Annotated in this window: 17 protein-coding genes and 1 pseudogene; 7 read left to right on the top strand and 11 right to left on the bottom strand. The window is 67.8% G+C overall.

All coding sequences use genetic code 11. The features are described from left to right. Window positions 1–53: 53 nt before the first annotated feature. From VHP37_08050 to VHP37_08070, 5 genes are all read left to right on the top strand, one after another. Window positions 54–2,138 (top strand): acetate--CoA ligase family protein, encoded by a 2,085-nt coding sequence (locus VHP37_08050; GenBank protein ID HEX2826283.1) that lies wholly within the window; start codon window positions 54–56, stop codon window positions 2,136–2,138. 109 nt (window positions 2,139–2,247) lie between these two features. Beyond that, window positions 2,248–3,615, top strand: coding sequence for an MmgE/PrpD family protein (locus tag VHP37_08055; protein HEX2826284.1), 1,368 nt, complete (start codon window positions 2,248–2,250; stop codon window positions 3,613–3,615). 175 nt (window positions 3,616–3,790) lie between these two features. Next, on the top strand, window positions 3,791–4,669 hold the full coding sequence (locus tag VHP37_08060; protein ID HEX2826285.1) for a tripartite tricarboxylate transporter substrate binding protein: 879 nt from the start codon (window positions 3,791–3,793) through the stop codon (window positions 4,667–4,669). Window positions 4,670–4,813: 144 nt separating this feature from the next. Further along, complete coding sequence (locus tag VHP37_08065) at window positions 4,814–5,371, top strand: histidine phosphatase family protein (protein HEX2826286.1); 558 nt, start codon at window positions 4,814–4,816, stop codon at window positions 5,369–5,371. A 134-nt stretch (window positions 5,372–5,505) separates the two neighbouring features. Then, window positions 5,506–6,408 (top strand): isocitrate lyase/PEP mutase family protein, encoded by a 903-nt coding sequence (locus tag VHP37_08070; protein ID HEX2826287.1) that lies wholly within the window; start codon window positions 5,506–5,508, stop codon window positions 6,406–6,408. 6 nt (window positions 6,409–6,414) lie between these two features. On the opposite strand, the gene VHP37_08075 is transcribed toward VHP37_08070, so the two are convergent. Together VHP37_08075 and VHP37_08080 are read right to left on the bottom strand one after the other, a co-directional pair. After that, entirely contained in the window at window positions 6,415–7,200 is a 786-nt protein-coding gene (locus VHP37_08075) for a hypothetical protein (GenBank protein HEX2826288.1), read from the bottom strand. A 13-nt stretch (window positions 7,201–7,213) separates the two neighbouring features. Beyond that, window positions 7,214–8,671, bottom strand: a complete 1,458-nt coding sequence (locus VHP37_08080; protein ID HEX2826289.1) for an alkaline phosphatase D family protein — start codon at window positions 8,669–8,671, stop codon at window positions 7,214–7,216. A gap of 120 nt (window positions 8,672–8,791) precedes the next feature. Here VHP37_08080 and leuC point away from each other — a divergent pair, with 120 nt between their 5' ends. Both leuC and leuD read left to right on the top strand, forming a co-directional pair. Then, window positions 8,792–10,195, top strand: a complete 1,404-nt coding sequence (gene leuC, locus VHP37_08085; protein HEX2826290.1) for a 3-isopropylmalate dehydratase large subunit — start codon at window positions 8,792–8,794, stop codon at window positions 10,193–10,195. Between the two features lie 173 nt (window positions 10,196–10,368). Then, window positions 10,369–10,983 (top strand): 3-isopropylmalate dehydratase small subunit, encoded by a 615-nt coding sequence (gene leuD / locus VHP37_08090; protein HEX2826291.1) that lies wholly within the window; start codon window positions 10,369–10,371, stop codon window positions 10,981–10,983. Between the two features lie 6 nt (window positions 10,984–10,989). Here the strand turns inward: leuD and VHP37_08095 are convergent, their stop codons facing one another. The 9 genes and pseudogenes from VHP37_08095 to VHP37_08135 form a co-directional block, all read right to left on the bottom strand. Further along, a complete protein-coding gene (locus tag VHP37_08095) occupies window positions 10,990–13,143 on the bottom strand; it encodes a patatin-like phospholipase family protein (GenBank protein ID HEX2826292.1) in 2,154 nt (717 codons plus the stop codon). Then, window positions 13,140–13,634, bottom strand: a complete 495-nt coding sequence (locus VHP37_08100; GenBank protein ID HEX2826293.1) for a hypothetical protein — start codon at window positions 13,632–13,634, stop codon at window positions 13,140–13,142. Before VHP37_08100 ends, VHP37_08095 begins: the two co-directional genes overlap by 4 nt. Next, window positions 13,631–15,874: a TIR domain-containing protein gene (locus tag VHP37_08105; protein HEX2826294.1), complete on the bottom strand. Its 2,244-nt coding sequence runs from the start codon at window positions 15,872–15,874 to the stop codon at window positions 13,631–13,633. The genes VHP37_08100 and VHP37_08105 overlap by 4 nt, the downstream gene beginning before the upstream one ends. Before the next feature lie 10 nt (window positions 15,875–15,884). Further along, on the bottom strand, window positions 15,885–17,300 hold the full coding sequence (locus VHP37_08110; protein ID HEX2826295.1) for a hypothetical protein: 1,416 nt from the start codon (window positions 17,298–17,300) through the stop codon (window positions 15,885–15,887). Continuing rightward, a complete protein-coding gene (locus tag VHP37_08115; GenBank protein ID HEX2826296.1) occupies window positions 17,297–18,652 on the bottom strand; it encodes a toll/interleukin-1 receptor domain-containing protein in 1,356 nt (451 codons plus the stop codon). Before VHP37_08115 ends, VHP37_08110 begins: the two co-directional genes overlap by 4 nt. Before the next feature lie 116 nt (window positions 18,653–18,768). Beyond that, on the bottom strand, window positions 18,769–20,052 hold the full coding sequence (locus VHP37_08120) for a Rieske 2Fe-2S domain-containing protein (GenBank protein ID HEX2826297.1): 1,284 nt from the start codon (window positions 20,050–20,052) through the stop codon (window positions 18,769–18,771). A gap of 10 nt (window positions 20,053–20,062) precedes the next feature. Beyond that, window positions 20,063–21,169, bottom strand: coding sequence for a zinc-binding dehydrogenase (locus tag VHP37_08125; GenBank protein ID HEX2826298.1), 1,107 nt, complete (start codon window positions 21,167–21,169; stop codon window positions 20,063–20,065). Window positions 21,170–21,210: 41 nt separating this feature from the next. Further along, entirely contained in the window at window positions 21,211–21,516 is a 306-nt protein-coding gene (locus VHP37_08130) for a DUF1330 domain-containing protein (protein ID HEX2826299.1), read from the bottom strand. A 63-nt stretch (window positions 21,517–21,579) separates the two neighbouring features. Further along, a pseudogene (locus VHP37_08135) lies at window positions 21,580–22,998 on the bottom strand (alkaline phosphatase family protein). Window positions 22,999–23,006: the final 8 nt, after the last annotated feature.

A 23,006-nucleotide genomic window follows, 5' to 3' on the forward strand; every position in this document is an offset into this window, starting at 1 on the left:
TTGCGTCCTTTGCGGCCTTTGCGGTTCATAGCTTTTGAATTGATCTAGAGACCATGTCCAGAAAACCCGCCACCGGCAAAGACCTCTTCCAGGCCCTCTTCGAACCCCGCAGCGTCGCGCTCGTCGGCGCGTCCGGCGATGCGAAGAAGAACACCTCGCGCCCGCAACGGTATCTGCGCAAGCACGGCTACACCGGCAAGATCATCCCGGTGAACCCGGGGCGCGACGAGATCGGTGGCGAGAAGGCGTATCCCGACGTCGCGTCGATTCCCGGCGACGTCGATCACGCGTTCATCATGGTGCCCGCCAAGGCGGTGCAGGCGGCGATCGAGCAGTGCGCGCAGAAAGGCGTGGCGGTCGCGACGATCTACAGCGACGGCTTCGCCGAAACCGGCGCAGAGGGACGTAAGGCGCAGGAACGCATCATCGAGATCGCGCGCGCCGGCGGTGTGCGCGTCATCGGTCCGAACTGCATCGGCCTCGTGACGACCGATCCCGGCTGCGCGATCACGGTCAACGCGGTGCTCGACCTGCCCGAGATCAAGAAAGGCCCGCTCGCGATCGTCTCGCAGAGCGGCAGCATGCTCGGCGGCCTGCTCTCGCGCGGCCTCGGCCGCGGCGTCGGCTTCTCCAAGCTCGTCTCGGTCGGCAACGAATCCGATCTGTCGGTGGGCGAGTTCGCCGACCTCCTCGTCGACGATCCGCACACGCGGACGATCCTGCTCTTCCTCGAGACGCTGCGCGACGCCGACAAGCTTGGCGCAGCCGCCCGCCGTGCGTTCAAGGCGGGCAAACGCGTCGTGGTGTACAAGCTCGGCCGCTCCGAAGTCGGCCAGGACCTCGCGGCTTCGCACACCGGCGCGATGGCGGGCTCGGACGAGATGGCCGACGCGTTCTTCAAGGCGAACGGCATCCTGCGCGTCGATACGCTGGAGAACCTGTTCGAGCTTCCGGCGCTCCTGCACGGCCAGCAGCCGTCGAAGCGCCATCGCGTCGCGGTGATGACGACCACCGGCGGCGGCGCGGCGGCGGTGGTCGACCGGCTCGGCACGCTGGGCGTGGAAGTGGTCGGGCCGACCGACGAAGTCGTGTCGAAGCTCGCGGCGCAAGGCATCACGATCAGCAAGGCGCGCCTCACCGACCTCACGCTCGCCGGCGCGAAGAAAGAGATCTACAGCGCGGTGCTCCACACGCTGCTGCATTCGGATCACTGCGACCTCGTGCTCGCGGTTGCCGGAAGCTCGGCGCAGTTCCAGCCGCAGGTCGCGATCGAGCCTTTGCTCGAAGCCGACCGCAAAGGCAAGCCGCTCGCGTCCTTCGCGGCGCCGCATGCCGAGACTTCATTGAAGCTGCTGGCCGAAGCGGGCATCGCCGGATTCCGCACGCCCGAATCGTGCGCCGACGCGATCCGCGCGTGGCGCGACTGGACGGCGCCGATCGAGCCGCCGAAACGCGACGAAGCGAAAGTTTCTGCGGCAGAAAAGCTCTTGCGCGATGCCGGTGCGCAGCTCGACGAATACCGTTCGGGTGAAGTGTTCGCAGCGCTCGGCGTGCCGCGCGCGGCGACCGAGATCATCCAGAAGCCCGAGCAGGGCGTGAAGGTGCCGTTCCCGGTGGTGGCGAAGATCCTGTCGCGCGACATCCTGCACAAGACCGACGCCGGCGGCGTGGTCCTCAACATCGCCGACGCGAATGCGTTGAAGACCGCGGCTGTGGACATCCTCAAGCGCGTCGGCGCCAGGCATCCGGACGCGAAGATCGAGGGCATCCTCGTGCAGCGCATGGAGAAAGGCATCGGCGAGCTGATCCTGGGGTACAAGCGCGATCCGCAGGTCGGGCCGGTCGTGGTGCTCGGCATCGGCGGCGTGCTCGCCGAGATCTACAAGGATTTCGCGGTGCGGCTCGCGCCGGTGAGCGTCGACGCCGCGCGCGCGATGATCGACGAGGTGAAAGGGCTTGCGGTCATCCGCGGCTACCGCGGCATGCCGAAAGGCGATCTCGACGCGCTCGCGCAAGCGGTGAGCGCGCTGTCGCAGATCGCTTACATCGAGGACGTGAAGGAAGCCGAGATCAATCCGCTGATCGTGAAGCGTGAAGGCGAGGGTGTGGTGGCTGTTGATGGGTTGATCGTTCGCTGAATAAACCAGGGTCGGACCCCAAAGAAGCCGGGGTCCGACCCTCCGGACACCTGGGGTCCGACCCCGGCCGTTTTGGGGTCGGACCCCGGTTTGAACTGAGGAGAACCAGATGCTGCTCGAAAAAATTGCCGATTACGCCTTCCGCGAACAGACGTCGAAGCTGTCCGCCGACGTCATCCACCACGCCAAGCGCGCGGTGATCGATTGGTATGCGGCGCTGCTGCCCGGCAGCCGCGTCGCGCCGGCGATACTGCTCGAGCAGGCGTTCGCCGAAGACCTCGATCGCGGCCGCGCGCGGCTCGCGTCGGGCCGCCGCGCGACGCTGCGCGCCGCGGCGCTCATCAACGGCGCCGCTTCGCACTCGGTCGAGTTCGACGACATCTATCGCGACGCGGGCTATCACCCCGGCAGCCCCGTCATCTCCGCCGCGCTCGCGGCTGCGCAGGCGACCGGCGCCTCGGGCGAGAAATTCCTGCGCGGCGTGATCGTCGGCTACGAAGTCTCGACGCGCATCGGCGAAGCGGTGATGCCTTCGCACTACGCGTTCTGGCACACCACCGGCACGGTCGGCTGTTTCGGCGCCGCCGCCGCGGTGGCGACGATCCTCGGCTGCACCAAAGAGCAGTTCATGCACGCGGTCGCGACGTCCGGAACGTTCGCCGCAGGTCTCCAGCAGGCGTTCCGTTCGCAGGCGATGAGCAAGCCGCTGCACGGCGGCCACGCGGCCGATGCCGGCGCGATGGCCGCGATGGCGGCAGCCAAAGGCGTGACCGGCGCGCTCGACATCCTCGAAGGCGAAGTCGGGTTCGGAAGAGCGATGAGCAAGGAGCAGGACTGGGCGCGCGCGACGGCCGGTCTGGGCGAGAACTATCACATCACCCAGATGACGTTCAAAAACCACGGCTGCTGCGGCCACACCTTCCCGTCGATCGACGGCGCGCTGGAGCTCAAGAACCGGCACAACCTCGATTACCGCGACATCAGGAAGATCCGGCTCGCGTCGTACAAGGCGGGGCTGAACATCATCGACAACGCCACGCCCGAAGGCGAATACCAGGCGAAGTTCAGCATCCAGTACACCGTCGCGCACGCGCTGGTCCACGGCAGCGTGCGGCTCAACGCCTTCCTGCCCGACCGCATGGCCGATCGCGACGTGCGCGAGCTGATGAAGAAGTTCGAGGTCGTCGCCGATCCGGAGCTTTCCAAGGGGTATCCGAACCAGCGCGCGGCGCAGGTCGAGATCGAGATGAACGACGGCCGCAAGCTCTCGCACTTCCAGCCCTACCGCAAGGGCGATCCCGAGCTGCCGCTCACCGACGACGAGCTCAACGACAAGTTCCTCGAGCTCGCCATCCCGGTGCTGGGCGAAGCGAAGTCGCGCGCGCTGCTCGAGCAGCTCTGGACGACCGAGAAGCTGCACGACGTGCAATACGAGATCGAAGAGAAAGCCGCGGAGATGGCGGTCGCCGGCAATTAAAGCGTGTTGACCGCCAAGGACGCAAAGGACGCAAAGGAAGGCGAAATCAAGCGTGACTGACCTCGGGCGTGCGCGGCGATTGTTTGGTGGGTTTTCCTTGGCGTCCTTTGCGTCCTTTGCGGTTCAATTGTTTTTTTGCTCCGCGGCGCTCGCGCAACAGTATCCAACCCGCCCCGTGCGGCTGATCGTTCCTTTCCCGCCCGGCGGCGGCAATGACATCGTCGCGAGACTGGTCGCGACGCGGCTCGGCGAAGCGCTCGGCCAGCCGCTCGTCGTCGACAACCGCGGCGGCGCGGGCGGCACGATAGGCACCGACCTCGCCGCCAAGGCGCCGCCCGACGGCTACACCCTGCTCGTCAACAACATCAGCCTCGCGGTCAACCAGACGCTCGTCCCGAAGCTTCCATACGACACCCTGCGCGATCTCGCGCCGGTGTCGCTCATCGGACGGCAACCCAATCTGCTCGTCGTCAGCAGCGCCGTGTCGGCGAAGAGCGTGCGCGAGCTCCTCGATCTCGCGCGCGCGAAACCGGGTGAAGTCACTTACGGCTCGGGCGGCGTCGGCACCGCCTCGCATCTCGCGACCGAGATGCTGAAGCTGATGACGAAGACCGAGATGGTGCACGTGCCTTACAAAGGCCTCGGTCCCGCGCTCACCGACCTCGTCGGCGGACGGCTGCACCTCATCGTCTCGACGATGGCGTCCGCACTGCCGCACGTGAAATCCGGCAAGCTCCGCCCGCTCGCCGTGACCACCGCGCAGCGCACGGGCTTCTTTCCCGACATCCCCACGATGAGCGAGGCCGGCGTCAAAGGCTACGAATTCAGCACGTGGTACGCGCTGCTCGTGCCCGCTCGCACGCCGAAAGCGATCGTCGACCGCCTGAACGCCGAGTCGCGCAAAGTGCTCGCGACGCCCGCGGTCCAAGAGCAGTTCGCCGCGCAGGGTCTGGAAGCGGCCGCGTCGACGCCGCACGAGCTCGGCACGTATCTCAGGAGCGAAGTCGAGAAGTGGGGCAAGGTCGTCAAAGCTTCCGGAGCGACGAGCAAATGAGCGCGCGGCTGGTGCCGATTCCGGGGCTCAGGCCCGACGTCTCGAAGGTCGGCAGGTCGACGCGCTGCTGCTCTCGCACACGCACGCCGTTCGCGCCGTCGGCCCTCGCGTATGAAGGGCGGGTCGTACTTTGAATGACAACCGATGAATAAGAAGCTCGAGATCCCGCTGTTCATGCGGCCGTTCTATTATCTGCGCCACGGCGAGACCGAGGCGAACGCGGCGGGAACGATCGCAGGGTCGCTCGACGTGGAGCTGACGATGCTCGGCCGCGACCAGGCGCGCGCCGCGGCGCGCGCGCTCGCAAGCGAGCCGATCACCGCGATCTACGCGAGCCCGCTGCGGCGAGCGCGCGAGACCGCGCAGCCGATCGCCGAAGCGCTCGGGTTGCCGGTGACCATCGTCGAAGAGATCGCGGAGCGCAACTGGGGCGACCTGGAAGGCATGCCGCGCCACGCGCACGCGCGCGGCGTCAAGCCGCCGGGCGCGGAGAGCACCGAAGCCTTCATGCGCCGCGTGCTCTCGGGCTTCGCGCGCATCGAAGCCGAGGTGCCGCTCATCGTCGCGCACTCGGGCGTGTTCCGCGTGCTGTGCCGAACGCTGAACATCGTCGAGACCGAAGGCCCGGTCGCCAACTGCCTGCCGCTGCGCTTCGAGCCTGTCGCGAATGGCTGGAGGCTCGAAGACGCCTGCGCCCGATAAAGGCGTTTTAACCGCCAAGGACGCAAAGGACGCAAAGGAAGATCAAAGGCGTTTTTGTTATTGGTTTCCTTGGCGTCCTTTGCGTCCTTTGCGGTTCAAGCTTTTACAATTCAGGATCAACCGAGGAACTCGCCATGACCACGACCCAACGCCCCACCACCCGACTGCGCAAGCTCATCTCCGGTAACCGCTGCATCATCGCCCCCGGTGTCGCGGATGCGCTCGCCGCGCGGCTCGTCGCGCGCGAGGGCTTCGACGTGGTGTACATGACCGGCTTCGGCACGAGCATCACGCGGCTGGGCGAGCCCGACGTGGGGCTGCTCACCGCGAGCGAGATGATCGACAACGCCGCACGCATCGTCGACGCGTCCGGCCTTCCGGTCGTCGCCGACGCCGACACCGGTTACGGCAACGCGATCAACGTGCGCCGCACGATCCGCGATTACGAGCGCGCGGGTGTGGCCGGCGTGCACCTCGAAGACCAGGTGTGGCCCAAGCGCTGCGGCCATCTCGCGGGCAAGCGCGTGATCCCGACCAACGAGATGGTCGCCAAGATCCGCTCGGCGTGCGACGCGCGGAACGACAAGGATTTCGTGATCATCGCGCGCTGCGACGCGATCGCGATGGAAGGCCTCGAAGCCGCGCTGGAGCGCGGCGAGAAGTACCGCGAGGCCGGCGCCGACATGCTCTTCATCGAAGCGCCGGTCGGCCGCGAAGCGGTCGAGCAAGTCGGCAAGCACTTCAAAGGCGTGCCGCTGCTCTACAACATGGCGGCGAGCGGCAAGACGCCCGACCTTCCGAGCGACACGCTCGGCGAGTTCGGTTTCAGGCTCGCGATCTACCCGAACTGGGTGATCCTTGCGGCGATTCCCGCGATGACCGCCATGCTCAAGCACCTGAAGAAAGGCGGCGGCGTCTCCACGATGCGCGACAGCGCCGCGACCTTCAAGGAGTTCACCGAGATCGCCGGGCTGCCCGAGATCATGAAGCTCGAGGAGAAGTACGGGGTGCCCGAGGACCAGCGCGCGAGCCTCTAAGGCGACTCACGTCGCGGACGCGATGGAGTACTGGTGCTTCGCGGTATAGCGTCCCATCGGCGTCCTGCTCTTCCCCTTGCCTTTGCCCGCGCTCACCTTGGCGTAGTACTCGTGCCAGTGCGCGGTCGCGGCCCAGATCGCCTCGGGGCATGACGCGCGCGATTCGAGCCCCGGCGTGAGGTCGTAGTTCTCGGCCGCGCAGACGACTTCGAGCATGCACGCCGAAGGCACGCCGTAGTTGTCGTTGAGCGGGTTCGTGGTGCGCGCCACACCCCACGTGTACGCGAGCCAGCGCACCACGTGCTCGAGCGCGTCGATCGTGCCGCGCGAGCGCCTGAAGGTTTCGAGCCGGGCGAGGATCTGCTCCTGCGGCACCGGCAGCGCGATGAGCGCGATGTTCGGATAGCGCTCGGCGTCGGCGAAGCTGTCGAGCGGACAGACGACGACGCCGTTCTCCATCGGCGGAAACGCGGGACTGTCCGGCTGCGCGAGCGGCACGTACGCGGCTTTCGCGTTTTTCAGCGAATCGCTCTCGAGCTCGATCAGGATCGCCTCGGACCAGTACGAAGGCAGCATGTCGGGCCGCAGCACCGACTGCGCGACGCGCGTGCGGAAGGACACCGTGTCGGTCCCGCCGAGGAGGGCGATGTAGGTGCTGGCCTTGCGCCCTCCGGTCTTCATCTCCCTGACCGCGCGCATGCCCCAGTCGAAGTTGTTCTCGCCTTTCTTTCGATCGAGGGGGCACAGGTCCGGGTTGCGTTCGGTCGCGGTGCTGCGGGCTTGTCTGACCATGAATGACGCTCCGTCAGGTGATGCGCAGTTGATAGGTCGGCGTCGTGACCGACTTCTGCAGCGCCTTGTCGGGATGTATGCCGTAGTAGGTGACGCTGAAATCGACGCCGCCGCCCGCGCGCACGAACGAGATGATCGCGACCTGGTCGCCCTGCTGCGGGTAGATCGCTCCGGACTTCGGCGCGAACTCGAGGCTGTACTTGCGGCTGCGGCCCCACGGATCGGGGACCGGCGGCGGCGCGCTGTGACGCGGCCACGGGCTCGATCGGCCGAAGAGGCGTCCGAAGCCCGCCGCGGCTTCCTTCGCCCTGTCGAGGCCGGGGGTCCTGATCATGCGCGACGGCGACGCGATCACTTCGTACAGCAGGGGACGCTGCGACGCGAAATCGAAGCGCCGCGCGACGCGGCCCCAGTGCACGTCGCCGGTGATGTACACGACCGGGATGCCGTTGTCGGCGAGGTCGTCGAGCAGGCGCATGATGTCGCCGTCGAACTGATCGTAGTTGCCGAGCTCGGCGTCGACCTTGACGCGCTCCGACTCGTCGGCGGGGGTGGCGAACAGCGCCTGCCCCGATACGAGCACGCCGAACTTCGGCGTGCCCGCATCCTTCGCCGCGATCAGGTCGTCCGCCCACCGCTTCATGTCATCGAGCGTGGCGTCGGTCACCAGCTTGCCGAAACCCATGTCGCGCTCGCTGCGCATGTCGACGACGAGCACGCTCAGCGGATCGATCTCGAGCCGCTGCGTGCCGCCTGCGGGACCGGCGATCTCGTAATCCTCGTACAGCGCTTTCGCGACCGCCGTCCATTGCTTGCGGCCGTCCTCGGTCCACGTCTTGGGAAGCTGCGTCTGCGCGAAGGGATAGTTGTTCCAGAACTCGTGGTCGTCCGCGACGCACACCACCGGCGCACGCTTCAGGATCGATTCGAGCCCGGCCGCGCCGAGCTGGGAAGACGTCCAGTTGTCGAAATACTTCGCGCCGATCTTCTGCGCGGTGAGCTCGAGGTCGTCGGGAAGACGCTCGTCGAGCGGCAGATCGCCGTAGATCTGGTCGCCCAGCATCAACGTGAGGTGCGGCTTCACCTTGAGCTGCGACACGATCGTGGCGAGCAGCCCCGAGCCGTCCTCGGGCTGCGAGTAGCACGAGCAGAGCAGGACGTTGAACGCGCCGTCGAGCATCTGCGGAATCGCTTCGGGCAGCGTGGCGGTGGCAAGCTCGTAGCGCTCGCCGCCGTGCACGACGGCCACCTCGTACGGCGTGTCCGGCGTGAGCCCCGTGAGGCGCAGGATCGTGCGATAGTTGACGCGGTTGCCGTCGCGTATCTCGCTGACCGGCGCGACGACCTGCGGCTGCACCGCCGCACCGTTCAGCTCCACAGACGGCTGCGCCGGCTTCGCGTTCTGGTTGAAGAGGCCCACCCAGATCGTCAACGTATCGGGCGCACCGGCCTGCACGTAAGCGCTGAGCATAGTCCTCGCAAGTTAGGGCATACGCGAAGCGACGGTCAACCGGCAGCGAGGCGGTTGTGCGCGACGGCCCGCGGCTGCTAGCATCGATCGCCCGCCCGGGCGCCGCAAGGACTCAGGAAGATGACCACACCCCGCACGATGTTCGACAAGATCTGGGATCAGCACGTCGTCACGCGACGCGAAGGCGAAGCGCTGCTGTACGTCGATCGCAATTACGTCCACGAAGGCTCGTTCCACGCCTTCTTCGCGCTCGCAAAGGAAGGCCGCAAGGTGAGAAAGCCGCGGCAGACCTTCGCGACCGCCGACCACTACGTGCCCACGCGCGGCCGCGAGCAGGGGCTTGCGGGCATCACCGATCCGGAGATCCGCGGCATGGTGGAGCTGCTCGAGCACAACGCCCGCGAGAACGAGATCCTGCACCTCGGTATCGACGAGCCGCGGCAAGGCATCGTGCACGTCATCGGACCGGAGCTCGGGCTGACCCAGCCGGGGCTCACGATCACCTGCGGCGACTCGCACACGTCCACGCACGGCGCGTTCGGCGCGCTCGCGTTCGGCATCGGCGCGTCGCAGCTGAAGCAGATCCTGGCGACGCAGTGCATCTGGCAGAAAAAGCCGAAGACGCTGCACGTGGTCGTCGACGGCGCGCTCGGGAAAGGTGTCGGCGGCAAGGACGTGATTCTCGCGGTCATCGCGAAGATCGGCACCGCGGGTGCGACCGGCCACACCATCGAGTTCGCGGGATCGGCGATTCGCTCGCTGTCCATGGAAGGGCGGCTCACCGTCTGCAATATGGCGATCGAAGCGGGCGCACGCGCCGGCATGGTCGCGCCCGACGACACGACGTACGCGTACCTCGAAGGCCGCGAGTTCGCGCCCAAAGGCGCGGACTGGGACCGCGCGCTGGCGTGGTGGCGCACGCTGCCGGGCGACGAAGGGGCCGCGTTCGATCGCGAGGTGCGCATCGACGGCGCCGCGCTGGAGCCGACGCTCACGTGGGGCACGAGCCCCGAGGAAGCGCTGCCGGTGTCCGCATCGATCCCCGCGCCGTCGGACTTCACCGCCGCGGAGCAGCGCGCGCATGCGGAGACCGCGCTCGCCTACATGGGCCTCAAACCCGGGACCAAGCTCACCGATGTCCGGGTCGACGCCGCGTTCATCGGCACCTGCACCAACGGCCGCATCGAAGACCTGCGCGCGGCCGCCGCGATCCTGAAAGGCCGCAAGGTCGTGGTGCCGGCGTGGGTCTCGCCGGGCTCGTCGCAGATCAAGCGCCAGGCCGAAGCCGAAGGGCTCGACCGCATCTTCACCGAGGCGGGATTCGAGTGGCGCGCGTCGGGCTGCTCGAGCTGCGCCGCGATGAACGGCGACATCGTGCCGGCGGGCAAGCGCTGCGCGTCGACGTCGAACCGCAACTTCGAAGGCCGCCAGGGCAAAGGCGCGCGCACCCACCTCATGAGCCCCGCGATGGTCGCCGCCGCGGCGGTGACGGGCCGGATCACCGACGTACGTACCCTTCTTTAGAGCTAAAAAGCAATTGACCGCCAAGGACGCAAAGGACGCAAAGGTTTTCAGCGGTCGCGGCGCGCTTGAACACGATGCTTTGCTGCGATCGAGACCGCTCATCGTGCCTCTTTGCTTTCCTTGGCGTCCTTTGCGTCCTTTGCGGTTAAAACGCTTTTAATGGAACTGAAGCCATGCAACCCTTCACGACACTGACCGCGATAGCGGCGCCGCTCGATGTCGCCAACGTCGACACCGACAAGATCATTCCGGCGCGCCTGCTGAGGAAGCTGCGCACGCCGCCGGACGGCTACGCGCCGTATCTCTTCCACGACGTGCGGCGCGACGCCGACGGGCGCGAGCGCGAGACTTTCGTGCTCAACCGCCCCGAGTATCAGAACGCCGGCATCCTCGTCGCCGACGTGAACTTCGGCTGCGGCTCGTCGCGCGAAGGCGCGGTCTACGCGATGCTGGATTCGGGCATCCGCTCGGTGATCGCGGCCTCGTTCGGCGACATCCACTACGCCAACGAGATCCAGAACGGCATGCTGCCGGTGATCCTGCCGGAAGAGACCTGCCGCGAGCTGCGCGAGCAGCTGCACGCGAAGCCCGGCGCCACGCTCACCATCGATCTCGCGGCGCAGACGGTCAGCGACACGAACGGAAAGCAGCATCGGTTCCAGATCGACGCGGTCTACAAGGAGCGGCTGCTCAAAGGCCTCGACGAAGTCGGCATGGTGCTGCAGCACCTGCCGGAGATCGAGGCGTTCGAGAAGAAGCACCACGGCGAGCACGGCTGGCTCGCGTAATACCCGTCAGCCCGGTCCCTCGAACACTTTCGAGCACACGAAATAACCGAGCGCGCGGTACGCCTCGAACTGCGACTCGGTGAAGAACTGGTCGCTCGTGGGCTCGTGCGGAAACGCCGGGTTGGCTTTCTGGTAGTGCAGCAGGAAGACGTTGCGGCGCGCTTCGTCGGTCATCGACGATTTCAGGTAGATCAGCGTGCCGTTCAGGCCGCCGCCGTAGTCGATCGTGCCGACGGCGAAATGACGCTTGCCGTCGCGGACGCCCGCGAGGTGCTCGTAGTCGAGGTCGACGGTGTATCCGAGATCGATCTTCGCCAGCCGCACCGACGCCGACAGCCCTTCGAACGTGTACGCGGGATCCGCTTCGGCATCCGACGCGATGATGAGCGTACAGCGGCGCTTCAACAGCGGGTAGATGCCGAGATTGTCGACGTGCCCGCCGTCGCTGAGCAGCACGTCGCCGTGGCGATTGCGGTTGTCGAAGCGTGACCACGCCTCGCGCGCGAGCGTGAGATAGGCGTAATCGCCGAGCAGCTTCTGCATGAACGGCATGCCCGTCAGCGCATTCGGATGCTTCTGCCACGGGAATTTCATCCACGCGCCGGTGCGCACGTTGAGCAGCGTGAGCAGCGCGACCGCCGCCGCGCGGGTGTTGTAGCCCATGTTCGCCCCGAACGCCGCGCCCGAGATCGCCATCGCCGTGGCGAGCGAGCTCGCGAGCCCGTTCTCGTTCTCGAACGCCTCCGCGCGCACGTAGCCCAGACCGTCGCTGCCGACGCCGAGCGTGGAGAACAGAAAGAACGTCCCCTTGCGTCCCGGCCGCACGTACTCGCCGGCGAGGTCGTCGTCCGCCGCCGGCGCATCGCTGACGTTCAGGCACGCGTTGACGAGGAGGTACGGTGCGGCGCCCGTGCGCAGCGTCGAGAGCTGGCAGTCCTGCCGGTGCTGCAGCCTCGACGCGTCACGCGTGCCGGGCGGCACGACAAAGTACGCTTTGCTGAGGCGGTCCCGATAGAACGCGTGCAGCGAGCCGCAGTTGGCGGGGAGCAGGAACCTGCCGACCAGCCACAGGCCCACGAACACCGTGGCGACGTTGCCCGTGAGCGTCACGATCCCCTGCTCGGCGCTCAGGTGATACAGGAACGCCGCGAGCGCGAGATACACGAGCCACAGCAGGACCAGCACCAGCGCCAGCAGCAGCGCGAGCCGCACCGGGCCTCGCAGCCTGGGTAAGCGCAGCCTCGCGGCGGCCGCGAGCACCGAGGCGAGGCCGCCCCCGGTCAGGGCCGAACCCCAGCCGAGCCCATCCAGCTCGACGATCAGGACCGGCTGCAGCAAGAGCAGCGCGAGCACCAGACACCCCGCCGCCGCGACGGCGGCCCGGCGGCCGCGCCTTTCGCGTTCTTCCCAGCCCGGCCCTGCGCGCGCGGCGGCGTAGCCGAGCGCGATGATCGCCGCGACGACGGCCAGAGCAGCGGCGACGACGCGCGCATGGCCGCGCGGATCCAGCTCGATCTGATACACCGCCAGCAGTGCGAACAGCAGGAACAGCGGCGCGAGAACGAGCGCGTTCGCCACGATGCCGCCGATCGCGGTCAGTGCGGCGACGAGCGCATCGATGAAGCCTCGGGCGACGAGATAGCTGCTGAACCGGCGCAGGTGGCGGATGACCACGTTGTCGTTCTCGGGACCGTTTGCGCGCTCGAACGGAAATTCCAGCGGACCGGGCGCGGCACGTCGCGCGACGCCGTCGGCGTAAGCCGCGAGCGAGCAGCCGATGTAGCCGCCGCCCGAGACCGTCGACAGATAGTCGGCCTTCGTCAGCAGTCCGAGCTCGTGCAGCCGTTGCAGGACGCCGAGATTGAAGCTCGCCGAGCGCACGCCGCCGCCCGACAGCGCGACAGCCGACAGCGCGGGCAGCGGTGCGACCTGCGCGTTGGGCCACTGCGCCGGCACGCGGCCCGCCGCCAGCCGCTCGCGCAGATACGCGCGCAGCTCGGAATCGCGCCGCACCAGCGCAGCATCGACTGCCCTCACGTAGCAGGGCGGGCTGCGCTCGCGGACGACCGCCTCGAGGTCGATGCGCCGCTGTTCGATGCAGCGGCGCTCCCTCCAGTGGAGCGCGGCCCAGACCTCGGAGCTCTCGGGAGGCACGCTCACGGCGTGCCGTATTCGGTGAGGCGTGGCACCCCGGCGAGCGCCGCGAGGGCGTCCGCCGCGGCGCGCAGGTCGATCTGGAGCTCGCGCAGCTCGACCCTGAAGCGGCCGGACATCGCGGGGTCCTTGAAGCGTCCTTCGGTCTGGTGCTTGTGCCATTCGGCCGTGAACGGCCGCACCCGGCCGTTGAGGAGCGTCAGCACGAGCGCGCTGCACGCGGCCGCTTCGCGCCCCGCCGCGCGCAGGGCGGCGCGCCCGATCTCGAACAGATCGGCGATGCTCTTCAGCGCCGCCTGCTCGACCCCTTCCTCGTCGGCGAGCGGCTGGGTCGCGATGCGCGACGCGAGCTCGACGTAGAGCGCCCACGCCGCCTGGCGGTCGGCATCGGTGAGCTTGAGATCGCAGGCCGCACGCGGTACGCGGTCGCACCAGTCGTAGCCTTTCAGGTGCTCCTGGATCAACTGGCCCAGGGTGACGACGGGAGGGCTGCTCATGACGCGGGTCCGATGAGGTCGTTGTTCTCCAGGCCTTTCAACACCAGCCCGATCGCGCGGTCCATGTCGAAGGTCGTCATGAGCTCGCCGGTCTCGGCGTCGGTGAGCCCGGTCTTGAGCGTCGCGGCAAGCCCGTCTCGGCTCTTCGTGACGTGCTCGACGAGCGCGGCAATCGCGTGGCCGGTCTGCATCTCCTCCGGAACGGCGGCGCCGTACGCGAGCTCTTCGAGCTTCGCGACCTGCGGCGTCGCGCGCTTCAGCTCCGCTGCGCTCAGCTCGGCGGGAAGCTTCGCCGACGTAAACGCCTGCGCCAGCACTTCCGCCGCGCCGCCGAAACCGCCGAGGATGTACAGCGGCCGGTCCGCGTCGAGCGTGACGAGCGCCTCCTCGAACAGACCCGGCAGGAACCCGCTGAAGCCGCTCACCTTCCCGCCGAGCAGCACGCGCGCTGCGATGGGGGGTACGTCCTGCTCGTGCGGCGCCGCACCGGCGGGTATGCCCGCCATGGAGATGCGGCGCATCGCCGACACCGCGATCGCCGTGTTGAGGGTCGCGCGATCGGTGCGGTGGAACGCCTTGCCGTCCGCGACCGCGCGCCCGGCAGCGATTCCCGCCATGGCCTGCGTGACGCGCACGGTGCGGCAGGCGTTGATCCATTCCGCTTCGATGTGCGGCGTGATCTTCAGATAGTTCGGCCACGACGAATGGTTGTAGAGGCGCGACACCTCGCGCGGCGTGCCGCCGGCGGCGCTGCCGTCTTCCTGCTCCGAGGCGATCAAGCGCAGCAGCTCGAGCGTGAAGTTGTCGTCTCGCTCTTCCCAGTTGCCCGCATACGCCAGGGTCGCCGATCGCCGCAGGAGCTCGCGGCCGAGGCGCGTGAGGAGCTCGCGAAGATGGTCGACGCCGAAGCCGCGCGGCAGCAGGTGCTCGCGCTGGTACGACACCGAAAGGCCGATCACCTCGGTCGTGCGATGGCTCTGCGCGCCTCCCGGCGCACCGGGCGTGCGGCCCTGCTGGAAGCCGTCGAAGCGTATGCCCGGCAGCAGCGCGTGGAGCGCGGCGATCTCCAGCCCGGGAAGCCCGTGGCCGGGGTGGTAGACGCGAGTGACCCTGCCCGCCCGAACCGCGGGGATCTGCAACAGCGTCGTCGGGTCGGGCACGACGTTGAGCGCGAGCGCCGCCGCTTCGCTGTCGAGCTTCGGCGCGATGGCGTAATGAAACGATGCGAGGAAGACTTCGCGCAGGAGCGTCGTCACCACGTGCTCGGCCTGGTCCGGGACGGTGGGAGACCACCGGACGATCGGCGCATTGCCGAGCTCGGCGATCCCCGAGGTCGAAGCGCCGCCTTCGAGCGCGTCCACGACGACCAGCGGGTTCACCCGCCAGCGCCCGGCCGCGCCGCCGTTCTGCTCGAGGCGCGGGCGCCGGAACAGCGCGAGCTCGCGCCGGCACCACGGCCGCGTCGCGTAGAGCTCGCTGCGGATGGCGATCATCGCGGCCGTGCCCATGATGTTCGCGTCGAGCCACGGACCGAACGCCTCGGTGTAGGGGATGTCGTTCTCGTCGTAGAACGCGGCGAGCTGGGTGTCGCTGTAGATGTAATCGCGTATCGCCTGCGCAGGCGCTTTGCCGTCGCCTTTGGCATGGCTGAGGAACACCGTGATCTTCGGCGCCGTCGCCGAATCGGCGTTGGCGGGCCGACCCGGCGCCAGCAGCACACGGCACAAAAGCTCGGTGAGCTGCTTCAGCAGCGAGCGCTTGACCCTGGCAAGAACGGCGTCGCGCTGGTCCGACTCGCGCCCCGGCACCGGGATGCCCGACGGCCGCACGTAGTTGAGGGCGCGCAGCGCCGGCGGCACGTTGAAAGCGGTGGCGTCGAGCGCGACCGGAACGACGAGGCGTGGGCACGGCGCGTAGGCGGCGGCACCGGCCTGCAGCTGCTCGATCCAGTGGCGCCACGCCGCATCCGCGATCATGTTCGCATCGATCAGGACGAGCGCGATGTGCATGTTCGCGACCGCCGCGCCCGCGGCTCGCGGCATGGGATTGCCGGTTTCGCCGGGAAGAGGCAGCGGCAGCTTGCCGCGCGCGCCGGTGGGGTCGGGCTCGCTGCGATAGTAGACCTTCGGCCCCCGGCCGTTGCCCGGCCGCAGCCAGCCGTAGACGCTGCGCGCCAGCGTCTCTCCGACTTCGCACTTCGGATGCCACAGCACGTAGATCTCGGGAATGGCGTCGCTCATCCGGGGACGTTCATTTCGAGGTCTGCTCGCCGACGTACTTCGCGGCCTGCCGCGCATCCGGCGCGTCCGACTTGCCCGATTTCATGCGCACTCCCCTGAGCGCGCGCTCGATGTCCGACATGCAGCGCGCGAGCTTGTCGCGATCCTCCCCGATGCCGATCTTCAGGTCGCAATAGGCCGACAGGTACGTGTCGAATATCGCGACCCGTTTGTCCTTGTCGGCGTTCGCCAGCTCCAGCGCGGCTTTCTGTTGAACGAGCTGCGTCTGTGCGTCGCGGCGCTCCGACTGGAGCGTCCACATGAAGAGGGCTAACAGCACGATCCCCACGAAACCGGCGAAGGCGACCGGCACCTTCAACTGCAGGCGGAACTCGAGCTCGCGCCGCAGCCGCTGGCTCAGCGGGACCTCTTCGACGGCGCGCGGCGTGCCGGGCTCCGCATCGGTATAGGCGTACGCCTTGACGATCTCTTCGCGGCGCGCTTCGTCGATGGTCTGCATGGTGTCGACGTCGCCCCTGGTGATCCAGCTCGCGAGACGCTCGATCGAGGCGAGGATGCTGTCGAACGCATGCGGCTCGTCCTTGAATGCGGGCGACACTTCCTCGAACGCATAAAAGGTCCGATAGGGAATCCGCACGCCGCTCCAGTAGGTGTCGCGCTTCTGCGGCGGCACGTGGTGCAGCAGCGGATTGAATACGGTCGTCGCGACGTTGAGCCAGCTCTTGAGCTTGTCGGTCTCGGCGTTCTCGAGCCGCGTCGGCACCGGATAGATGCGAAAATCGTCTCCGCGCTGCGCCTGCACCGAGCGCGCGACGGCGGACGCGCCGCGTATGCTCTGGTGGTTGAGCGTGAAGCACACCACCAGCATGTCGGGCAGTTGCACCGTGCAGATGCTCGAGGTGTCGCTCACGCCGGTGCGGCTGTCGATGAGGATGTAGTCGTAGCTCTTCCTCAGGTCGTCGCGCGCAGCCTGCAGGATCCTGCCGCCGCCGAGGCGCTCGTAGAAGTTGTCCCAGTCGAAGGTGTTGACCCGCTGCGGGTAGTTCTCGTCCTGCCGCCCGGCCGGCAGCAGCGCGATCGAGCCGCGCTCCCCGAAATCCCAGTCGAGCCCGACCACGTAATCGTCGAGCGTGCGCGCCGTGTCGCGCCGCGTGTCGCTCGGCGCGGACGCCGGGGTCAGCCGTTCCTTCGCGACGTCCCACACGTAATCGACCAGGCCGGGGGTGTCCCTCAGCTCGGGATCGACGAGGAAAGGCCGGAAATAGCGGTGGAGTCCCGGCGCTTCGAGATCCCAGTCCACGGCCAGCACGCTCTTGCCGTTGCTCGCCAGCACCCAGGCGAGCGTGACCAGCGCCATCGACCGGCCGGTGCCGCCTTTGTACGAATAGAACGTGATGACCCGCCCCGAGGGGCCGAGCGCGCTCACGTCGTGGTCGCCTGCGGCGTGACGTTCGTGATCGTCGGCCGCACGTCGGGGCCGTCGGTGCCGGGCGCCGGCCGTTGCACCTCGCCGTGCTTCACGATGCGTGCGGCGACGTCGTCGAGCAGACCGAGCGCCGTTTGGGCGAGACTGCTGCCGCCGTCATCCTCGGTGCGCACCACGATGCGCTGCTGCTGGTCGGCCGTCAGTCGCGCAAGCTCCGCGACCGCGGCGCGCTGCGCAGGCGTCACCGGCGCGGCCAGGAGCACGCCGCCGCGCCAGTCGGGCTCGGCCAGGAGCCGCCGCAACAGCGTGCGCCCGGTCTCCTGCTCGAGGCAGGCGGGCTCGGCGACCAGCAGCAGCGTGGTATTGGCCTGCGTTTCCGCCTTGAGCGCGCGGCAAACCTCATCGAATGCTCTCGCACGCAGGGCGCGGACCGACGGCCGGGCGAATTGCATGCGCCGCCGCAGCACCAGCTCCTCGAGGACGGCCGACGGACTCGGCGCGCCGCTCGCGAACCACGACTGCGCGCGCGGACCGTCGCCCTGCAACACGATCGCGAGCACTTTGCGCGGTCCCGAAGCGCTTCCGACGTGGGCTTTCAGGCTCGCCATGCGGCCGACGCTGACCAGGGCGCCGGGCGCCGCGGGTAGATCCCAGAACGCGTTGCGCAGCGTATTGAAATCGGGCGGCGCCGGGGGCGGCGGCGGCGGCGTCTGCGCGCACTTGAAGACGAGGCGCGCGAGGCCGTTGACCACCTGGCTGTACGACACGCCGCGGCTCCTCGCGAGCCTCTCCATGCCTTCTTCCTTGTAGAGGTCGAGGGCTTTCTGCGGCAGCTTCGCGGCGATCGCGTTCAGGCTCGCCTGGATGTAGTACAGGACCGCCGGCGGCAGGTTCTGCGGCGCGAGGTCGAGCTCGCCGAGCCACTGGATCGGAATGATGTTCTGGGTGTCGCGGATCGCGACCCAGGTCTTGCTGCCGACGATGACGTTCTCGTAACGCAGCCCGGGCGCGCGCGTCATGAACGCGTAGAACTCCTTGGCGCAGTACTCGTGGGTCCGGTCGGGCGAGAAGAAGGTCGGGGAATAAAGGCAGACGAAGACGTTGCTCTTCTTCAGAGCATCGGCGATGCGCGTATTCCAGTCTGCGCCGGTCTCGATCGACGCTTCGTCGAAGAAGCGAAGCTCGTCTCTGGTCTTGCGCACCAATTGCGTCAGGCGATCCCCGACGTCGTTGAAGAAGCGCTTGAGATATTCGCTCTTATCCGAACGCGCGTACGAGAAGAACACGTAAGGCACCGCCGCGGGAGCGGGTGCGCCCTGAGCGTCAGTCGCCGGGTTCTGAAGCTCGGCCATATGCTTTTTTGCAATCGCGCCGAATGAACGGTTCGCTGCAGCGTCGGATCGATTCTTTATCGCGTGCCGCGCGAAGTCAACGCCGCGGCCGGTCGAACGGCCGATGGCGCGCGGCGCTAAACCGTCACCGGATCGGTGTCGAGCGGCGCGAAGAGCCCGTGGCGCGCGTGCTCGCTGAAGTGGCGCTCGCGCGGCAGCACGATCGAGCACGAGCGCACGTGCTGCCCGGCCGGATCGAGGCCCGGCAGGCGATGCCCGAGGCGGTTGTCCTCGGCGGCTTTGAGCAGCAGCCGCCGCGCGCGCACGATGCCGAGGTCGGTGGGACAGAGGTTCTCGCGCGAGCGGTCCTGTATCGGTCCCATCGATTCCTGCAGGGACGCGTCCTGCATCGCAATGCCCGTCACACCCGAAAAGCTGGCGCCGCTTTTCTGAGCCGCGCGGTCGATGAGGTAATCGTTCGACTTGTTGGCGAGCGGCACGAACGTGCCGGGCACGTATTGCACGTGGATGCCCGCGCCGTTCTTCATCGCGGTGAGCTCGGCGCCGGTCAGCGCGCGGCCGGGGTGGTAGTTGATGCTCCACGCCCACGTGCGGTGGTCGTCGATCGGCACCCACGCATGCGCACCGAGCGGGTGCCCCGCGCGCGGCGGGATGATGGTGTACCACGGCACGATGTACGGCGTGATGCGCCAGTAGTACGCGCCGTCCTCGGCGTTGCGCCTCGCGCCGATCAGCAGACCGCCGTCGAAGTCGACGACGTCGAACTGCGGCATCGTGTCCGCCGCGTTGTACTCGTTGCCCTTGCTGCCGACGAACAGCGGATCGGTCTTGAGCGCGCCGCCGTGCAGAAAGGTGACGTGCGAGGAGTCGATGCCGCCTTCGAGCGCCTGCAGGTAATTGCATTCCTGCAGGCGCTTGGAAACGTAGCGGCGCTCGGGCGGGACTTCGACCCATTCGAGCCCCGGAGGCGCGGGTTGCAGAGCCGGCGGTCCCATGTACGTCCACACCAGGCCCGCCGCTTCGATGCACGGATAGCTCTTGAGCTTCATGCGCGCGCGCATCGGACCGCCCTCGCCTTCGGACGGCAGGTCGACGCACTGGCCGGTGACGTCGTATTTCCACCCGTGATACGGGCAGCGCAGGCCGCAGTCCTCGTTGCGGCCGAACCACAGCGACACGCCGCGGTGGGCGCAGAACTCGTCGATGAGGCCGATGCGCCCCCGGGTGTCGCGGAACGCGACGAGACGCTCGCCGAGGAGCTTGACGCGCACCGGCGCGCAGTCGGGCTCGGGCAGCTCTGCAGCGTGCAGCGCCGGGATCCAGTAGCGCCGGAAGAGCTCGCCCATCAGCGTGCCGGGCCCCACCCGGATCATCGCTTCGTTCTGCTCGTGCGTGATCATGTGCGCCCTCCTATTGCCACGGCAGCAGCGAGGCGTGGATGACATCGGGCACGCCGTGACCGCCGACCGATTTGATCGCGAGGTCGACGTCCTTCAGTCCGAAGCGGTGCGTCGTCACTTTCTCCAGCGGAAAGCGCCTGGACGCGAGCTGCTGGAGCGCGAGCTCGCACGCGCGGTAGCTGTGGCCGCGCGCGCTCTTCAGCGTGATCGCTTTGGTCGTCATGCGCCCGATCGGGAAGTCGGGGAACAGCGCCATCTCGCCCTGCACGACCATCGTTCCCGCCTTACGCTTGAGCGCTTCGATGCCGAGCAGCGCCGGCGCGGTGCCCGCGCCTGCGGTGCAATCGAGCACGACGTCGACGCCTTTGCCCTGCGTGATCTCGATGAGGCGGCCGTACGGCTCTTCGCGGTCGACGTCGATGACGTAATCGGCGCCGAGCGCCTTGGCGACTTCGAGTCGCGCTCCATCCTTCGCGGTGCCGGTGACGATGATGAGCGAAGCGCCGGCCTGCTTGCAGATCACGGTCTGCGACAGTCCCTGCTGCCCCGGCCCCTGGATGAGCACGCTGGAATCGTAGCCCACGCCGCCGTCGAAGAGCGACCACTCCACGCCGTTGGCCATCGGCGTCACCAGCCCGGCGAGCTCGGCCGACACGCCTTGCGGCACGTGATGCACGATCGCGTTCCACGGCACATAGACGTACTGGGCGAAGCCGCCCCACAGGTGCGGCGCGAGTCTAGCGGAGGTGTAGCCGTAGCGGATCGCGTCGGGATTGCCGCGCCAGTCGGTGTTCTCGCAGTGCCGATACTGGCCGGCGTGACACCATTCGCACTGGCCGCACGACACGTAGTGCTCGACGAAGACGAGGTCGCCGTCCCTGAAGCCTTTGCGGCGCGTGAACTCGCGGCCCGCTTTCGCGATCGTGCCGATGTTCTCGTGGCCCATGATCACCGGATCGCTCGACGGCGGCGTCTTGTAGAGCTTGACGTCGGTGCCGCAGATGCCCGCGACTTCCAACTTCATGAGCGCGCCGTCGGGCGGGATCTCGGGCATCGGAAACTCGCGGAGCTCGGTCGTGCCCGGCCCCGTCCTGACCGCTGCGAGTACTTGCTCCATCGCTCCTCCCGGCGCGCCCGCGGGCGCTTTAGGTTACGCGATCATGTCGTAGCATCCCCGCTCTCGACGATCACCTGCTCGACTTCGCCGACGCCGTCGGCTCTACGATACGCCGCAGCCGCCTGATACTCCGGCGAGCGATGGCACGCCACCGCCTGCTCCATCGTCGGGAACTCGATGACGACGTGGCGCGTGAATTTCTCGGGACCTTCCATGATCCGGTAGTCGCCGCCGCGCGCGAGCACCTTGCCGCCGAACTTCGCGATGATCGCGGGGACGAGGTCGGTGTACTTCTTGTATTCGACGGGATCGTCGATCCTGCAGCGTGCGAGCCAGTAAGCCGCCATGAGCCCTCCGGGCAGTGTTAAGTGTTGAGTTAAAAGCGCCGTTCACTTAACACTCAACACTCATCACTGTGTTTCCTTCCAGCCTTTATCGATATAGCGCTTGCCCGCGGTGACGCTCACCTGGAGCGCGGCGCGATACGCGCCGTTGGCGACGCGCAGCGTCTTCGTCTCCATCGCCACCTGCTCCTGGTCGGGGCCTTCGTTCAGCGCCTCGAGCAGGGGACGGCCGTCGGCGTCGGGCGCCGCGATGCCGAGGAGGTGCATGAGCGTCGGCGCGACGTCGACGTTGGAGCTCGGCGTCCTCACCACCGCGCTCCGCTTGAAGTCGGGCCCCCACGCGATCATGGTGTTGCGCACCGTCCACGGGCCGATGCCGCCGTGGTTGGCGCCGCTGCCTTCGGTCGGCCCGGTCCGGCCGCTCGCGGTCTGGTTGTAGTCGCCGCCGCGCATGCCGTAGCGGTTGAGCGCCGAAGACCACGGGAACGTGAAGACGATGTCGGGGCTGCGCTCGTGACCGCCGAGGTGCACGTACTGGAGCGAGAACGTGCCGGCGACGCCGCCTTCGTGCTCGGCGCCGCCGCGCTTACCTGCAGTGAATACGACACCGCACCATTTCTGCACCTGAAGATACTGCACGATCTCCGCAATGCGCTTCGGGTCGCGGCCTTTCACGTGCAGCGAGATCGCCTGGCCGCTGGACGCGATCACTACGTCGTCGCTGTCGGGCTTCATGAACCCGGCGTTCGTCAACGCCTCGGTGACGTTCACGACGTAGCCGGTCTGGCCGAAACCGTGGTCGGAGACCACGATCACGTTGGTCTTGTCGCGGATGCCGAGCTGGTCGAGCTTTTGCAGCACCGCGCCGATGTGGCGGTCGTCGTTGCGTATCGACGCACGCGCCTCCCGCGATCCGATGCCGAAGCCGTGCTGGGCGTGGTCGGGCTCGGTGAGCCAGGTGTAGACGACCGTCGGCTTCATCTCCGGGATCACGTGCTCGCGCAGCACGTCGAGCGCCCAGTCGACCGATTTGTCGTACGGCTCTTTCCCGCCTTTCTTCGGCGGCGGTCCGAAGCGCTTGAGTATCGTCTCACCGAGCGATGCGGGATAACCGCCGCCCGCGATGTCGCCGTTGATCACGATGCCGCTGCCGCGATGCGCCTTGGGCGCGAGCAGCAGCGCGCTCCCGGTCCCTCCCGAGCTCACGACGACCATGGTGCGTCCCGCCGCCTGCATCCTCTCCGCGATGCCGGTGGCGGTCACCATGCGGCCCGAAGTCGCTTCGTCGAGCTCGAGCAGGCGCTGGTAATGGCTGTTGGTGAACGCGCGCCTGGGATCGACCGCGGGCACGTAGATCGAGTTGCCCATGATCCCGTGGTGCGCGGGATACATGCCGCTGCCGAGCGAGGTTGCGTTCACGCGCGTCACCGTCGGGAACACCGCGTGGGTGTGCTCGAACGCCACACCTTCCTTGCGCAGCCGGTAGAGGTTCG

It is taken from the genome of Burkholderiales bacterium (genome assembly GCA_036262035.1).
Taxonomy (GTDB): Bacteria; Pseudomonadota; Gammaproteobacteria; order Burkholderiales; family SG8-41; genus JAQGMV01.

What these genes read in the sequence shown, in the direction of transcription:
- VHP37_08080 (HEX2826289.1), bottom strand. Translation starts at nt 8,671, where the DNA reads ATGCTCAGCGCTTACGTGCAGGCCGGTGCGCCCGATACGTTGACGATC.
- VHP37_08100 (HEX2826293.1), bottom strand. Translation starts at nt 13,634, where the DNA reads ATGAGCAGCCCTCCCGTCGTCACCCTGGGCCAGTTGATCCAGGAGCAC.
- VHP37_08130 (HEX2826299.1), bottom strand. Translation starts at nt 21,516, where the DNA reads ATGGCGGCTTACTGGCTCGCACGCTGCAGGATCGACGATCCCGTCGAA.
- leuD (HEX2826291.1), top strand. Translation starts at nt 10,369, where the DNA reads ATGCAACCCTTCACGACACTGACCGCGATAGCGGCGCCGCTCGATGTC.
- VHP37_08125 (HEX2826298.1), bottom strand. Translation starts at nt 21,169, where the DNA reads ATGGAGCAAGTACTCGCAGCGGTCAGGACGGGGCCGGGCACGACCGAG.
- VHP37_08065 (HEX2826286.1), top strand. Translation starts at nt 4,814, where the DNA reads ATGAATAAGAAGCTCGAGATCCCGCTGTTCATGCGGCCGTTCTATTAT.
- VHP37_08075 (HEX2826288.1), bottom strand. Translation starts at nt 7,200, where the DNA reads ATGGTCAGACAAGCCCGCAGCACCGCGACCGAACGCAACCCGGACCTG.
- VHP37_08105 (HEX2826294.1), bottom strand. Translation starts at nt 15,874, where the DNA reads ATGAGCGACGCCATTCCCGAGATCTACGTGCTGTGGCATCCGAAGTGC.
- VHP37_08115 (HEX2826296.1), bottom strand. Translation starts at nt 18,652, where the DNA reads ATGGCCGAGCTTCAGAACCCGGCGACTGACGCTCAGGGCGCACCCGCT.
- VHP37_08120 (HEX2826297.1), bottom strand. Translation starts at nt 20,052, where the DNA reads ATGATCACGCACGAGCAGAACGAAGCGATGATCCGGGTGGGGCCCGGC.
- VHP37_08055 (HEX2826284.1), top strand. Translation starts at nt 2,248, where the DNA reads ATGCTGCTCGAAAAAATTGCCGATTACGCCTTCCGCGAACAGACGTCG.
- leuC (HEX2826290.1), top strand. Translation starts at nt 8,792, where the DNA reads ATGACCACACCCCGCACGATGTTCGACAAGATCTGGGATCAGCACGTC.
- VHP37_08050 (HEX2826283.1), top strand. Translation starts at nt 54, where the DNA reads ATGTCCAGAAAACCCGCCACCGGCAAAGACCTCTTCCAGGCCCTCTTC.
- VHP37_08070 (HEX2826287.1), top strand. Translation starts at nt 5,506, where the DNA reads ATGACCACGACCCAACGCCCCACCACCCGACTGCGCAAGCTCATCTCC.